The 13,988-nt window shown below is 71.1% G+C and carries 14 protein-coding genes; 11 read left to right on the top strand and 3 right to left on the bottom strand.

Features of this window, described 5'->3' with window-relative positions; all coding sequences use genetic code 11:
* The first annotated feature begins 303 nt into the window (after nucleotides 1–303).
* Complete coding sequence (locus GUY60_RS00140; RefSeq protein ID WP_161692790.1) at nucleotides 304–1,593, top strand: polysaccharide deacetylase family protein; 1,290 nt, start codon at nucleotides 304–306, stop codon at nucleotides 1,591–1,593.
* On the opposite strand, the gene GUY60_RS00135 is transcribed toward GUY60_RS00140, so the two are convergent.
* Nucleotides 1,562–2,572 (bottom strand): ATP-binding protein, encoded by a 1,011-nt coding sequence (locus GUY60_RS00135; RefSeq protein WP_161692741.1) that lies wholly within the window; start codon nucleotides 2,570–2,572, stop codon nucleotides 1,562–1,564. The two genes, GUY60_RS00140 and GUY60_RS00135, sit on opposite strands and share 32 nt — an antisense overlap.
* Before the next feature lie 102 nt (nucleotides 2,573–2,674).
* Between GUY60_RS00135 and GUY60_RS00130 the strand changes: the two genes are divergently transcribed.
* Nucleotides 2,675–3,490 (top strand): Fic family protein, encoded by an 816-nt coding sequence (locus GUY60_RS00130; protein ID WP_161692740.1) that lies wholly within the window; start codon nucleotides 2,675–2,677, stop codon nucleotides 3,488–3,490.
* Between the two features lie 412 nt (nucleotides 3,491–3,902).
* On the opposite strand, the gene GUY60_RS00125 is transcribed toward GUY60_RS00130, so the two are convergent.
* Nucleotides 3,903–4,736, bottom strand: coding sequence for an HAD family hydrolase (locus GUY60_RS00125; protein WP_161692739.1), 834 nt, complete (start codon nucleotides 4,734–4,736; stop codon nucleotides 3,903–3,905).
* 510 nt (nucleotides 4,737–5,246) lie between these two features.
* Between GUY60_RS00125 and ssd the strand changes: the two genes are divergently transcribed.
* From ssd to GUY60_RS00090, 7 genes are all read left to right on the top strand, one after another.
* Nucleotides 5,247–6,338, top strand: a complete 1,092-nt coding sequence (ssd, locus tag GUY60_RS00120; protein ID WP_161692738.1) for a septum site-determining protein Ssd — start codon at nucleotides 5,247–5,249, stop codon at nucleotides 6,336–6,338.
* Nucleotides 6,335–7,483 carry a TadA family conjugal transfer-associated ATPase gene (locus GUY60_RS00115; RefSeq protein WP_161692737.1) on the top strand — a complete coding sequence of 383 codons (1,149 nt, stop codon included), beginning with the start codon at nucleotides 6,335–6,337 and terminating at the stop codon, nucleotides 7,481–7,483. The genes ssd and GUY60_RS00115 overlap by 4 nt, the downstream gene beginning before the upstream one ends.
* A gap of 17 nt (nucleotides 7,484–7,500) precedes the next feature.
* Nucleotides 7,501–8,370, top strand: a complete 870-nt coding sequence (locus GUY60_RS00110) for a type II secretion system F family protein (RefSeq protein ID WP_161692789.1) — start codon at nucleotides 7,501–7,503, stop codon at nucleotides 8,368–8,370.
* Nucleotides 8,371–8,452: 82 nt separating this feature from the next.
* Nucleotides 8,453–9,211, top strand: a complete 759-nt coding sequence (locus tag GUY60_RS00105; RefSeq protein ID WP_161692736.1) for a type II secretion system F family protein — start codon at nucleotides 8,453–8,455, stop codon at nucleotides 9,209–9,211.
* 51 nt (nucleotides 9,212–9,262) lie between these two features.
* On the top strand, nucleotides 9,263–9,493 hold the full coding sequence (locus tag GUY60_RS00100; RefSeq protein ID WP_161692735.1) for a DUF4244 domain-containing protein: 231 nt from the start codon (nucleotides 9,263–9,265) through the stop codon (nucleotides 9,491–9,493).
* Between the two features lie 109 nt (nucleotides 9,494–9,602).
* Nucleotides 9,603–9,980: a TadE family type IV pilus minor pilin gene (locus GUY60_RS38645; protein ID WP_161692788.1), complete on the top strand. Its 378-nt coding sequence runs from the start codon at nucleotides 9,603–9,605 to the stop codon at nucleotides 9,978–9,980.
* Between the two features lie 122 nt (nucleotides 9,981–10,102).
* Nucleotides 10,103–10,510, top strand: coding sequence for an Rv3654c family TadE-like protein (locus tag GUY60_RS00090; RefSeq protein WP_188132031.1), 408 nt, complete (start codon nucleotides 10,103–10,105; stop codon nucleotides 10,508–10,510).
* Here the strand turns inward: GUY60_RS00090 and GUY60_RS00085 are convergent.
* Complete coding sequence (locus GUY60_RS00085; RefSeq protein ID WP_187369892.1) at nucleotides 10,476–12,929, bottom strand: DNA 3'-5' helicase SftH; 2,454 nt, start codon at nucleotides 12,927–12,929, stop codon at nucleotides 10,476–10,478. The two genes, GUY60_RS00090 and GUY60_RS00085, sit on opposite strands and share 35 nt — an antisense overlap.
* Nucleotides 12,930–13,006: 77 nt before the next feature.
* Between GUY60_RS00085 and bldG the strand changes: the two genes are divergently transcribed.
* Complete coding sequence (bldG, locus tag GUY60_RS00080) at nucleotides 13,007–13,348, top strand: anti-sigma factor antagonist BldG (RefSeq protein ID WP_005475923.1); 342 nt, start codon at nucleotides 13,007–13,009, stop codon at nucleotides 13,346–13,348.
* Nucleotides 13,349–13,454: 106 nt separating this feature from the next.
* Complete coding sequence (locus GUY60_RS00075; protein WP_161692734.1) at nucleotides 13,455–13,898, top strand: ATP-binding protein; 444 nt, start codon at nucleotides 13,455–13,457, stop codon at nucleotides 13,896–13,898.
* The last annotated feature ends 90 nt before the right edge of the window (nucleotides 13,899–13,988 follow it).

Genomic DNA, 13,988 nt, shown 5'->3' with positions numbered 1-13,988 from the left:
GCGTACAGCGGCGGGATTAATCAACTCTCGGTAAACAAACCGTAATGGAGAGTAAAGGCAAGGGTCGGATATTCCGGGCGAATGGGGTAAGTATTCACTCCGGAGAGTGATTAGTCCTTTCGTGCGGCTTGTCGTTCCGGCTGGTTCGGGCGGGCATGCGACTTTGACGGCACCGTCGGTTATAGGACGAAATTTCTGGGTTGGGTGTTTCATCCCTTCATGTCGGAATTCCCGGCGAATTCAGGCGCGCCCGGCCCCCTCCACGCCGAAGAATCACGACCCGAAGGAAGAGGTGGGCGGATGATGGCCGCCACCAAGAAGCTCGCCGCGGGCGTCGCCGTCGCGGCCTGCGCCGTCGCACTGGCCGGTTGCGGAAGCGCTGCGACCGGCGTCAAGGAAGGCGCGCACGGCCCGAAGAAGGCGCAGCCCGCGCCCGCCCCCAAGAGCGCGGTCCGGCTCATCGGCGACGGATCCACCGCGTACACCGGAACCCAGCCGCATCTGCCCACGGCAGAACGGCTGAAGCCGGGTCAGAAGCCGCCGCAGTTCGTGGTGTTCTCCTGGGACGGCGCGGGCGAGGACAGCCAGAAGCTGTTCTCGCACTTCCGCAAGGTGGCGAAGAAGAACAACGCCACCATGACGTACTTCCTCAGCGGCGTGTACATGCTCCCCGAGGACAAGAAGGACCTCTACGAGCCGCCGCAGCACTCGGCAGGCCGCTCCGACATCGGCTTCAACGACACCGAGGGCATCGAGAACACCGTGACCCAGCTGCGCGGCGCGTGGCTGGAGGGCAACGAGATCGGCACGCACTTCAACGGCCACTTCTGCGGCAAGGGCGGCGGGGTCGGCGAGTGGTCGGTCGAGGAGTGGAAGTCGGAGATCGAGCAGGCCAAGTCCTTCGTGAAGCGCTGGAAGACGAACACCGGCGCCAAGAAGGCCGCGGCACTGCCCTTCGACTACGAAAAGGAGCTCATCGGCGCCCGCACGCCCTGCCTCGAGGGGCAGAAGAACTTCACCCGCGCGGCCCGCGAGCTCGGCTTCCGCTACGACACCAGCGGCGTCAACAACCAGGTCTGGCCGAAGAAGAAGGCCGGCCTGTGGGACCTGTCGATGCAGCTGGTCCCGGTCCCCGGGCGGAAGTTCGAGACGCTGACCATGGACTACAACTTCATGGTCAACCAGTCCGGCACCAGCTCACAGGGTGACCCGTCGAAGCACGAGTACTGGGGCGACCAGATGCGCGACGGCCTGATCCAGGGCTTCGACCGCGCCTACAAGGGCAACCGCGCCCCGCTGATCATCGGCAACCACTTCGAGTCCTGGAACGGCGGCACCTACATGCGTGCCATCGAGGAGACCATCGAGCGGGTCTGCACCAAGAGCGAGGTCCGCTGCGTCTCCTTCCGCCAGCTCTCCGACTGGCTGGACGCCCAGGACCCGAAGGTCCTGGCGAAGCTCGCCGACCTGCCCGTGGGCAAGGCGCCGAAGGAGGGCTGGCCGGCCTTCTTCTCCGGCCGTCCCGCTCCGGCGCCCAAGGGCGTTCCGGGCGCCCCCGCCGTCAAGCCGGCTGAGGAGCACCCGCAGCACTGACCCCGACCGTCTCGGGGTTCTCACGCAGTACGAAGTCGGGGTCGACCTGGTCCGCCAGGTCGGCCCCGGTCTTCGCGTTCCCCCAACTCGCCGCGTTCTTCAGGTGGAAGTGCACCATCTGCCGGGTGTACCGCTCCCAGTCGCGGTGCCCGTATGTGGCGTCGGCGGCGGTGAACATCGTCGCCAGGGCGTGCCGGTTGGCGTTCTCGAGCAGCTCGAAGCGGGGCGGCCGACCCTTCTCCATCGCCCGTACCCAGTCCGAGTGTCCGACCGTGACGAGCAGGTCGTCGCCCACCTCCGCGCGCAGGAAGTCGATGTCGTCCTGCCCCTGCACCTTGTTCCCGACGACCCTGAGGGCGACGCCGAAGTCCCGTGCGTACTCCTTGTACTGGCGGTAGACGGACACGCCCTTACGGGTCGGCTCGGCCACCAGGAACGTCATGTCGAAGCGGGTGAACATGCCGGAGGCGAACGAGTCGGAGCCCGCCGTCATGTCGACCACGACGAACTCGTCGCGGCCGTCCACGAGGTGGTTGAGGCACAACTCCACGGCGCCCACCTTGGAGTGGTAGCAGGCGACGCCGAGGTCTGATTCGGTGAAGGGGCCGGTGACCATCAAACGGATGGCGGCGCCGTCGAGTTCCAGCGTCCGCGCACACGCGTCGTACACCGGGTTGTCCTCGCGCACCCGCAGCAGTCGCGAACCGCTGCCGGGGGGCGTGGTCTTGATCATTGTCTCGGCGGAGGCGATCCGCGGGTTGCTGCCGCGCAGATGGTCCTTGATGAGCGGCAGCTGCGCGCCCATCGCGGGCAGCGCCGCGGCCTCTTCGTCGTCGAGACCGAGGGCGGGACCCAGGTGCTGGTTGATGTCGGCGTCGACCGCGACGACGGGCGAGCCGGTGGCGGCGATGTGTCGGATGAAGAGCGAGGACAGCGTGGTCTTGCCGCTGCCGCCCTTCCCCACGAAAGCGATCTTCATGTTCACGAAGAGTAGTGCGATGGTCGCGGTACGCGGTCACTCCACGTGAAGAAGACCACTCCATCGTGGGGTGGCGGGGCCCAGTGCGTAGGCTGCTTACCTATGAGTACGACAGCCGATCCGCTCTCCGCGCTGGCCTCGCTGCCGGGCGTCCCCGAGTCCGTGGAGTCCGTGCGCAAGAGCGTCGACCGGGTCTACGGCCACCGCGTCATGCGCCGCCGCAGCGCCGAGATCACCGCCGAGGCGGCGCTCCGTGGAGCCCGTGGTTCCGCCGCGCTGTCCGGCGCCGACTGGGCGCTCGAAGAGGTGCGCAGGCGCAGTGACTTCAGCGGTGACGCGGAGTCCCGCGTGGTGGGCGGCGCGCTCCGGCTCACCGCCGAGGCGGGACAACTCCTGTCCATCTGGCGGCAGTCCCCGCTGCGCGTCCTGGCCCGCCTGCACCTGGTCGCGGCCGGCGTGCAGGAGGACACGGTGGGGCGGCCGCGGCTCGCGGGCGAGCCGGTCGATGAACCGGTCGTGGAGCTTCCGGTGCCCACCGCGGACGAGGTCGCCGGGCGCCTGGAGGGCCTGTCGGAACTGATCATCGCCGGGAGTTCCGCGCCCGCCCTGGTGACCGCGGCGGTGGTGCACGGCGAGCTGCTCGCGCTGCGCCCCTTCGGCTCGTACAACGGCCTGGTCGCGCGGGCGGCGCAGCGCCTCGTGCTGGTCGGCAGCGGCCTCGACCCGAAGGCGATCTGCCCGGCCGAGGCCGGTCACGGGGAGCTGGGACGCGCCGCCTATGTGGCCGCGCTCGACGGGTACGCATCCGGTACGCCGGAGGGCATGGCGGCGTGGATCGCGCACTGTGGCAAGGCGGTTGAGCTCGGGGCGCGGGAGTCGACGGCGGTCTGCGAGGCGCTTCAGCGCGGAGCGGCCTGACGGCGACTTTCGGGGCGATGTCCCGGGAACTTCAGAAAAGGAAGCTTCGAAAAAGTCCCTGAACAGGGTTGCGGCGGTACCAGTCCTGGTACCGCCGCTGGCATGTTCACCCAGTTACCATGCGTCCTCGAAATATTGCCCATCAGGTCGGGGACTTTGCCCGTTGCCTGGTGCGGCTGGCCCGTAATCGACGGGTCGACGTCGCGTGGGTGCTTGGCGTCCATGCTTCGGTCCGTGGGGCCTTCAGTTGCGTTTAAAGGTGATCCTCTCGGATGTCCTTGGTCTCGCGGGCCGTTGACTCCTTTGTACTCCTGTCATGGGGTATGCGAAAGCCCTGGGCTCACATCTTTACTTTTAGGTTCAAATACGGGCGAACCGGCGCCCTTGTGTTTCCGCTGGGGCCGACCCGAATTCACGAGGCGAGTGCACGCCGCCGACTCGCGAACCAGACGAGCCCCGCGGTTGCCGCTGCCGCCCCGACCGCGGCCGCCGCGACCAGCGCGGGTCGCGGCGGAGCCGACAGGGCAGGTACCCGCTGCTTCAGGCGGACCGGCCGGTGGAAATCCAGCACCGGCCAGTCCCGGGCGAGCGCCTCACGCCGCAGCGCGCGGTCCGGGTTGACCGCGTGCGGGTGGCCGACCGTCTCCAGCATGGGTACGTCGGTCGCCGAGTCGCTGTACGCGTAGCAGCGGTCCAGGTCGTACCCCTCCGACCTGGCAAGTTCCCGGATCGCCTCGGCCTTCGTCGGGCCGTACGCGTAGTACTCCACCTCGCCCGTGAAGCAGCCGTCCTCGCCGACCACCATGCGGGTCGCCACCACCCGGTCCGCGCCCAGGAGTTCGCCGATCGGCTCGACGACCTCGGCACCCGAAGTGGAGACGATCACGACATCGCGGCCGGCTGTGTGGTGCTCCTCGATGAGGGAGGCGGCCTCGTCGTAAATGATCGGGTCGATGAGGTCGTGCAGCGTCTCGGCGACGATCTCCTTGACCTGTTGCACGTTCCACCCGCGGCAGAGTGCCGACAGGTATGCGCGCATACGCTCCATCTGGTCGTGATCGGCGCCACCCGCGAGAAACACGAACTGCGCATATGCGGTGCGCAGTACGGCCCTGCGGTTGATCAGTCCGCCTTGGTAGAAGGACTTGCTGAAGGTGAGCGTGCTCGACTTCGCAATGACCGTCTTGTCCAGGTCAAAGAAGGCAGCTGTGCGGGGCAAGGAGTGGTTTTCCACGAGCCCGAGCATAGGCGCCAACCATTCGGCGTAAGGTGTGGCGCGTGGGTTTGCCTGAGAAGGCTCTCGGGTACACCATGGAAGTCACGGATCGTTCGCGACCGTGCTAACCCGGTCTGGCTCCTCCCCCCCCGAGTCGGACCGTGGGGACGACCCCCGCTCTCCCCCCCGGCGGGGGTCGTCGCATGTCCGGGCCCGGTTGGGCCCCTTTTTCTTGCCCTCTCCAGCCCTCCCTGGCCCTGGTCACGCCTGTCCGGCGTGTGCCTGCCGCATCCCAAGATCCGTGACTGTGCGTAGTGGATGCGCTGCTCTGCGGGAGATTTCTGTGGCGTCACCGGTTTGGGTGACGAAGTTATTCACAACCGCTGAGTTGTCCACAGTTTTTGACCAAGATCCACACGATTTCCCGCCTCGCCTCATCGTGATTCCAGCCGCGAAGTCCGTGCCCCGTTCATCGGCGCCATCGCGGCTGCCGGATTCACATCGTTCGCAACGTTCACAAGCGAGAGGGGGGGCCGCGTCATGACGGGTTCGATCACGCATGACCGGGGATCGGCCGAGGAAGAGGAGCGGGCCGGGCCGCTGATCGTCACCGAGGATCCGCGGTTGCTCGACGATCTGCTGAAGCTGTGTGCCGCCGCGGGGGCGAGGCCCGAGGTCCATCACGGGGTGCCGGAGCGCAGGGGCGGCTGGGAGGCGGCGCCGATGGTCCTGGTCGGCGACGACGCGGTGCACCGGGTGCGCGGCGCCGCCCGGCGACGTGGCGTCGTCCTCGTCGGCCACGACCAGGACGACCCCGATGTCTGGCAGCGGGCGGTGGAGATCGGCGCCGACCATGTGCTGCGGCTGCCGGACGCCGAACCGTGGCTCGTCGACCGCATCGCGGATGTCGCCGAGGGCGTGGGAGAACCGGCGCTGACCATCGGCGTGGTCGGAGGCAGGGGCGGCGCGGGGGCTTCCTCGCTCGCGTGCGCCCTGGCGCTGACCTCGGCGCGGTCCGGTACGCGCACCATGCTCATCGACGCGGACCCCTTGGGCGGCGGCCTGGACGTACTGCTCGGCGGTGAGACCACGAAGGGGCTGCGCTGGCCCGCGTTCGCCGAGTCCAAGGGGCGCGTCGGGGCCAGGGCGCTGGAGGAGTCGCTGCCCCGCCTGCACGACCTGCGGGTGCTCAGCTGGGACCGGGGCGACACGGTGACGGTGCCTCCGGGTGCCATGCGGGCCGTACTCGCGGCTGCCCGCCGCCGCGGCGGTGTGGTCGTGGTGGACCTGCCGCGCCGCGTGGACGAGGGCATCGCGGAAGCGCTGGCGCAGGTCGATGTCGGCCTCCTCGTGGTTCCGGCCGAGCTGCGCGCGGTGGCGGCGGCCGGCCGGGTCGCCTCGGCGGTCGGGATGGTGCTGCGGGACCTGCGTGCCGTGGTCCGAGGCCCCGGCACCGCGGGTCTCGACGGCGAACAGGTCGCCCGGCTGCTCGGCCTCCCGCTCGCGGGCGAGGTTCCGGAGGAGCACGGCCTCACGAAGGGCGAGCGGCCACCGGGTGCCGACGCGCGTGGTGCGCTCGCCCGGTTCTGCGCGGGCTTCTGGGAGCGCGTTCCGGTGGAGGGCGCGTCATGACGGCCGAACTGCTCGACGGAGTACGACAGTGGCTCGCCGCGTCCGGCGCCGATCCGACACCGGCAGGGGTGGCGCGGGCACTGCGGGAACAGGGCCGGGTCCTGGGCGATGCCGAACTACTGCGTGTGGTGCGGGACTTGCGCTCAGAGCTGGTCGGAGCGGGGCCGCTGGAGGCGCTGCTCGCCGACCCCGAGGTGACCGACGTGCTGGTGTCCGGGCCCGACCAGGTGTGGGTGGACCGGGGCAGTGGCCTTGAGCTCACCCGGGTGTCGTTCACGGACGCGGGCGCGGTGCGACGGCTCGCCCAGCGGCTCGCCGCGGTTGCCGGGCGCCGTCTTGACGACGCCCGGCCCTGGGTGGACGCCCGGCTGCCCGACGGGACGCGGTTGCACGCGGTGCTTACACCGGTGGCCGTCGGCTCGACCTGTCTGTCGCTGCGGGTGGTGCGGCCGAAGGCCTTCTCGCTCACGGAGTTGGTCGAGGCGGGCACGGTGCCGCCCGGCGGTGACCGGGTGCTGCGCGCGCTGGTCGACGCCCGGATCTCGTTTCTGATCAGCGGGGGTACGGGCTCGGGCAAGACCACCTTGTTGTCGGCTCTCCTCGGTCTGGTCGGACCCGACGAGCGGATCGTGCTGGCCGAGGACTCCGCCGAGCTGCGCCCTGACCATCCGCACGTGGTGCGGCTTGAGACCCGGCCCGCCAACCAGGAGGGCGCGGGCCGCGTCACCCTGCGGGACCTGGTCCGTCAGGCCCTGCGTATGCGGCCCGACCGGCTGGTCGTCGGCGAGGTGCGCGGAGCGGAGGTCGTGCACCTCCTCGCCGCGCTGAACACCGGCCACGAAGGAGGGTGCGGCACGCTCCACGCCAACGCCGCCACCGACGTGCCGGCCCGCCTCGAGGCCCTCGGCACCGCGGCGGGTCTGGACCGGGCGGCGCTGCACAGCCAGGTGGCCGCGGCGGTCTCGGTGGTGCTCCATCTCGTACGGGACCGAGCGGGGCGGCGGCGGATCGCTGAGGTGTGTGTCATCGACCGGAGTTCCACGGGCCTCGTGGTGGCGGTGCCGGCCCTGCGGTGGGGTGCGGAGTCGTTCGCCTACGAGCGTGGCTGGCCGAGGTTGCAGCGACTGCTGGAGGGGGCCGCGTGAACGGGGAGTTGGGCGCGATGGGTGGACAGGCCGCACCGGTGTACGCCGCGGCAGTGTGCGCGGGCGCGGCGGCGTGGCTGCTCGTCGGGCAGGACCGTGGACTGCGGCGGGCGCGGTTTGTGCTCGCCGGGGCGGCGGCGTACGAGCCGATGGCGGTGCCGCCGTGGGAACGGCTGCTCGCGCGGGTGCGGGCACGCGTAGGGCGCGAGTGGTGGTGCCTGGCCGTCGGAGCGGTGGTGGCGGTCGTCGGGGAGTCGGTGCTGCCGTTGCTCGCGGGTGCGCTCGGGGTGCCGCTCCTACGGCGGGTGTTGCGGAGCCGGGAGCGGCGCAGGACGCGCCAGGTGCGGGCCGACGCGGTGATCACCCTGTGCGGCGCGGTCGCGGCCGAGGTGCGCGCCGGACGGCAGCCGGGGGCGGCGATGCTGGCGGCCGTCCGCTCGGTCGAGGGTGAGTCGGGGCTGGGCGAGGCGGAGGGTGCGGTGCTCGCGGCGGCACGGTTCGGCGGGGACGTGCCGGGGGCGTTGCGGGCCGCGGGCGCCGAACCCGGGGCTGAGGGCCTGCTCGGCATCGCCGCGTGCTGGCGGGTCGCGGTCGACAGCGGTGGCGGGCTCGCCGCGGGGCTCGGCCGGCTGGAGGGTGCGCTGCGCGCCGAGCGGGACCAACGTGCCGATCTGCGGGTGCGGTTGTCGACGGCGCGGTCCACCGCGGTTCTGCTTGCCGCGTTGCCGGTGGTGGGGCTCCTCATGGGCATCGGACTCGGCGCCGACCCCTTGGGCGTCCTGCTGCACACCCCTGCCGGGGTCGGCTGTCTGGCGCTCGGCGGTGTGCTGGAAGGGGCGGGCATCTGGTGGGCGGTGCGCATCGTGCGCCGCGCGGAGGGGCGGTGACGTGGTGGATACGGGTGCGGGGCTCGCGTTTCTGGGGCGAAGCGGTGCAGGGCCCGAGGTTATCCACAGGCTGGGGGCGTCGATGGCCCTGGCTGCCATGCTGGTGGTCGTCGCGTTCGCGGTGGCGGCGGACCGCCGGGCGCGCAGGGCACGAAGGCGGACGCGCGAACTGTTCGGCGAGGAGCCTGCGCCGCGCAGGCGCCCGTTCCGGGTGGCTGAACTGGCCGGGTGGGCCCCGGTGTTGGGGTCTGCCTGTGGTGGCTTCGTGCTGGTGGGCGGAGTCCTCGGCGCTGTTGTCGGTGGTCTCGCGGGGTACGGCGGGCGGCTGTGGATGCGTCAACGTGAGCGATCGGCGGCTGAGGCCTCGGACGGTGCCGTAAGCCCTGCTGAGCTGGCCGAGGCGGAGCGTCAACTTCCGCTCGCCGCCGACCTGGTGGCGGCATGCGTGACAGCGGGCGCCGGTCCCGTGGCCGCCGCCGAAGCGGTGGGGGAGTCGTTGCGCGGCCCGGTGGGCGACCGGCTCGCGCGGGCTGCCGTGGAACTGCGGCTCGGTGGCGAAGTGACCCAGGTATGGGGCCGGTTGGAGGCGATACCGGGTGCGCACCCGCTGGCCCGCTGCCTCGGCCGGGCCTGTGAATCGGGGGCGCCGGCGTCCGAGGAGCTGGAGCGGATCGCCGGTGACTGCCGAGCGGAATGGGCGCGCACGGCGGCGGCGCGGGCACATCGGGCGGGTGTGCTCATCGCCGCCCCGGTGGGGCTGTGCCTGCTGCCCGCGTTCCTCACGGTCGGCGTGGTCCCGGTGGTCATCGGGCTCGCCGGTGGAGTGCTCGGCACCGACTGAAAGTGAAGATCAACTGAGTTGGAGAGTACGGGGGTTGTGATGCGGTATGTGATGGATCGGGGTCGAGAGGGCTGCGGCGTACGCGGCCTGACGGGCGCCGCGCTGCGAGCGGTACGGGCCCGGATGCGGGCGGGCGACGCGGGCATGACGACGTCCGAGTACGCCTTGGGCACGGTCGCGGCGTGTGGCTTCGCCGCGCTGCTCTACAAGATCGTGACGTCCGACGGGGTGAAAGCGGCCCTGGAGTCGGTGATCGGGAAGGCGCTCGGTGTCCAGGTGTGAGGGGCTGTTGCCGTACCCGGAACGCACTTGCGTGGGACCGGACTTCGACGAGGCCGACTTCGACGAGCCGGACTCCGGCGGGCACGACTTCGACGAGCCGGAGTCGGAGGTGGCCCGTGCCGCGCGGTCGCCCTTCGGCGGGGAGCGTGACGGTGGCTATGTGACCGCCGAGGCCGCCACCGCGATTCCGGTGCTCCTGATCTTCGGAGTGGCCCTGTTGTGGGGGCTGATGGCCGCCATGGCGCAGATCCAGTGTGTGGACGCGGCCCGTGCGGGAGCGCGGGCGGCGGCCCGGCAGGAACCGGACCACGCGGCGATCAGAGCGGCGGAGCAGGCCGCTCCGAAGGGCGCCCGGGTCGTGGTGCGCAGGGAGGGCGACCTGGTCCGCGTGACGGTCGAGGCCCATGCGCCGGGCCCGCGGGCGCTGACGCTCGACCTGGAGGCCGAGGCGGTCGCGCTGGCGGAGGAGAGCGTGGGGCCATCGTGACGGGAGGGGTGAAGGCCTTACGGGGCAAGGGCGTTGAGGTGTGGCGGAAGGGCAGGGCGCCCAGGGGCGAGGGGATCGGCGGGGTCGACGGTGAGCGGGGCTCGGCGACGATCTGGGTGGTGATGGTGGCCGCGGCGTTGTGTGCCGTCTTCGGTGCCGTACTGCTCCTGGGGCAGGCGGTGTTGGTCCGGCACCGGGCCGGTGGCGCCGCTGACCTGGCGGCGCTCGCTGCCGCCGACGGGGCTCTGCGGGGGCGGCAGGAGGCCTGCGCCAGGGCCGTGCGGGTGGCTCGGGCGCAGGGCGCCGAGGTCGTGCGGTGCGCCGTGCGTGGGGAGATCGCCGATGTGACGGTGCGGGCGCAAGCGGGTGCGTTCCGGGCGCGGCAACGGGCGCTCGCCGGGCCACCCAGCGCTGGACCACCCAGAGCCGGGCCACCGAGCGCTGGGCCGCTGGGTGTTGGCCCGCCGGGTGCGGGATCTGCCTTGCCGCCCGGTCCTACGGTGCGGGCGCCGCCTTCAGGAGTTCCGTGAGAAGGCGGACGGCTCCGCGCTTGTGCAGGGGGTCGTTGCCGTTGCCGCACTTGGGGGACTGCACGCAGGACGGGCAGCCGGCGTCGCACTCGCAGGACGCGATGGCCTGCCGGGTGGCGGACAGCCACTCGCGGGCGGTGTGGAAGGCGCGCTCGGCGAAGCCGGCCCCGCCGGGCTGACCGTCGTAGACGAAGACGGTGGGCAGCAGGGTGTCGGGGTGCAGGGGCACGGACACGCCGCCGATGTCCCAGCGGTCGCAGGTGGCGAAGAGCGGCAGCATGCCGATGGAGGCGTGTTCGGCGGCGTGCAGGGCGCCGCCGAGGATCTCCGGGTTGATGCGCGCCGCGTCCAGCTGGTCCTCGGTGACCGTCCACCACACGGCGCGGGTGCGCAGCGTACGAGGAGGGAGGTCGAGCTTGGTCTCGCCCAGGACCTCGCCGGTGATGAGGCGTCGGCGGAGGAAGGAGACGACCTGGTTGGTGACTTCGACGGAGCCGTAGCAGAGGCGGGCCTGGCCCCAGGGGACCTCCACGTCGGTCTCCAGGACGGAGATGGCGGTGGTGTCGCGGGCGGTCGTGGAGTAGGGCGGGTCGGCCTGCTCCACGAGGGCGACCGAGTCCTCCAGGTCCAGTTCGCGCACCAGATACGTACGGCCCTGGTGGAGGTGGACGGCCCCGGCGTGCACGGCGGTGTGGGCGGCGGAGGCGTCGACGGTGCCGAGGAGCGTGCCGGTCCCGGCCTCGACGACCTGGACGGGGGTGCCGCCCTCGCCCCGGATGTCGGCCAGGTCGGCGGCGCGTTCGCGGCGGGTCCAGTGCCAGGCCTTGGCGCGGCGGCGCAGCAGCTTCGCGGCCTCCAGCTGCGGCATGAGCTCCTCGGTGGTCGGCCCGAAGAGGTTCAAGTCATCGTCGGTGAGGGGGAGTTCGGCCGCCGCCGCGCACAGGTGGGGCGCCAGGACGTACGGGTTGTCCGGGTCCAGGACGGTCGACTCGACGGGCTGCTGGAAGAGCGCCTCGGGGTGGTGGACGAGATACGTGTCCAGCGGGTCGTCCCGGGCGACGAGGATCGCGAGCGCGCCCTGCCCCGAGCGGCCGGCGCGGCCCGCCTGCTGCCAGAGGGAGGCGCGGGTGCCTGGGTAACCGGCGATGACGACGGCGTCCAGGCCGGAGACGTCGACGCCGAGTTCGAGGGCGGTGGTGGCGGCGAGGCCGAGCAACTCGCCGGAGTGCAGGGCGCGTTCAAGGGCGCGCCGCTCGCCGGGAAGGTAGCCGCCCCGGTAGGCGGCGACGCGGTGCACCAGGGAGCGGTCGACCTCGGCGAGCCGTTCCTGCGCGATCAGGGCGATCAGCTCGGCGCCCCGGCGGGACCGTACGAAGGCGACCGTTCGCACGCCCTGGACGGTCAGGTCGGTGAGGAGGTCGGCGGTCTCGGCGGTGGCGGTACGGCGGACGGGGGCGCCCTTCTCGCCGTGCAGCTCGGTGAGCGGAGGCTCCCACAGGGCGAAGACGAGTTCGCCGCGCGGGGAGGCGTCGTCGGCGACCTCCTTCACGGGCAGACCGGTGAGCCGGCCCGCGGCTATGGACGGGTCGGCGGCGGTGGCGGAGGCGAGGAGGAAGACCGGGTCGGAGCCGTAGCGGGCGCAGAGGCGGCGCAGTCGGCGCAGCACCTGGGCGACATGCGAGCCGAAGACACCGCGGTAGGTGTGGCACTCGTCGATCACGACATAGCGCAGCGCGCGCAGGAAGGAGGACCAGCGGGGGTGGGACGGGAGTATGCCGCGGTGCAGCATGTCCGGGTTGGTGAGGACGTAGTTGGCGTACTGACGTACCCATTCGCGTTCCTCGACGGGGGTGTCGCCGTCGTAGACCGCGGGTCGCACGGCGTGTCCGAGTGGGGCGGCCAGCTCCTTCACGGCCCGGCACTGGTCGGCGGCGAGGGCCTTGGTGGGCGCGAGGTAGAGGGCGGTCGCGCCTCGCCCGTTCGGCGCCTCGGAGCCGTCCAGGAGCGCGGAGAGGGTCGGCACCAGGTAGGCGAGGGACTTGCCGGAGGCGGTGCCGGTGGCGACGACGACCGACTCGCCGTCGAGGGCGTGCTCGGCGGCTTCCGCCTGATGGGCCCAAGGATGCTCGATGCCCGCTTGATGAACGGCTGAGATCACTTCTGTCCGGATGCGATCAGGCCAGACGGCATGGCGGCCCTCCCTGGGGGGCAAGTGCTCCGTATGAGTGATGCGCGAAGCCCGGCTTCCCCCGGAGGCGAGCCGGTCCAGGACCGCACGTGGAGAGGGGCGCTCCGGGGTGCCCGCCGAGGGGTGATCGGGTCGGTGATTCTTGGCCATCGGCACCGAGTGTGTCACTGGCGTGACGGACAATGGTCGTAAGGCGTCGTGCACGCCCGCCGGTAAGTGATTGAATGCCATCGCGGCTGGCGACCGTCCCAGGCCTGATGACAGGTGTCCGAGGGGCGAGCGCTCGATAGCAAGGTGCTGGAGGATCCGTGGACCTGTCCCTGTCGACCCGTACCGTCGGCGATCGTACGGTCGTCGAGGTCGGTGGCGAAATCGATGTATATACCGCGCCCAAGCTGCGCGAGCAGCTGGTCGAGCTGGTGAATGACGGCAGTTTCCACCTTGTCGTAGACATGGAGGGCGTGGACTTCCTCGACTCCACCGGGCTCGGCGTGCTGGTTGGCGGTCTCAAGCGAGTGCGGGCCCATGAGGGCTCGCTGCGACTGGTGTGCAACCAGGAGCGCATTTTGAAGATCTTCCGCATCACCGGCCTGACCAAGGTGTTCCCCATTCACACCTCGGTCGACGAGGCGGTGGCGGCCACCGACTGACGGCCGACGCCCCGGGTCTCGGCCCGGGGCGGTTGGAGCAGAGGGATGCCGGGCCGTTGTCGGCCCGGCACCTTTGAAAACACGCTCACTCGTCTGAGGGGGATGCATGGCCACCGTTGAACTCCGCTTCAGCGCGCTGCCCGAGCACGTCCGGACCGCCAGGCTCGTGGCGGCCGCAGTGGCACGCAGAGCCGGAGTGGACGAGGCCGTACTCGACGAGGTGCGACTCGCGGTCGGCGAGGCCTGTTCGCGCGCCGTCGGTCTGCACCAGAGCAACGACATCAGAGAGCCCGTGCGGGTGGTCCTCGTCGAGGAGGAGAAGCTGTTCTCCATCGAGGTGGGTGACCAGGTTCCGCACCCCGAGAGCCAGTCCGGGGCGGACTCAGGGCCGGGCGCGCACGGCGCGGCGGAGCTGGACGCCGAGGGCGAGGACGATATGGGGCTCGCGGTCATCAGCGGCCTTGTCGACGACGTGGAAGTCACGGCGGGAGCCGATGGCGGACTCATCAAGATGAGCTGGCCCACGGCACCGTCGACACCCCTTCCCTGAACAAACACCTCCCTGAACAAACACGTTCGTTGAGCGACAACGCTCGCTGAACGTCGCACAGCGATCTTTTCCCGAGGCCCTGTCCAACAG

Origin of the sequence: Streptomyces boluensis (genome assembly GCF_009908195.1) — a bacterium.
In the GTDB taxonomy this organism is placed as follows: Bacteria; Actinomycetota; Actinomycetes; order Streptomycetales; family Streptomycetaceae; genus Streptomyces; species Streptomyces boluensis.
The sequence above is the reverse complement of the archived record's forward strand: the minus strand, read 5'-3'. Positions and strand labels throughout refer to the sequence as shown.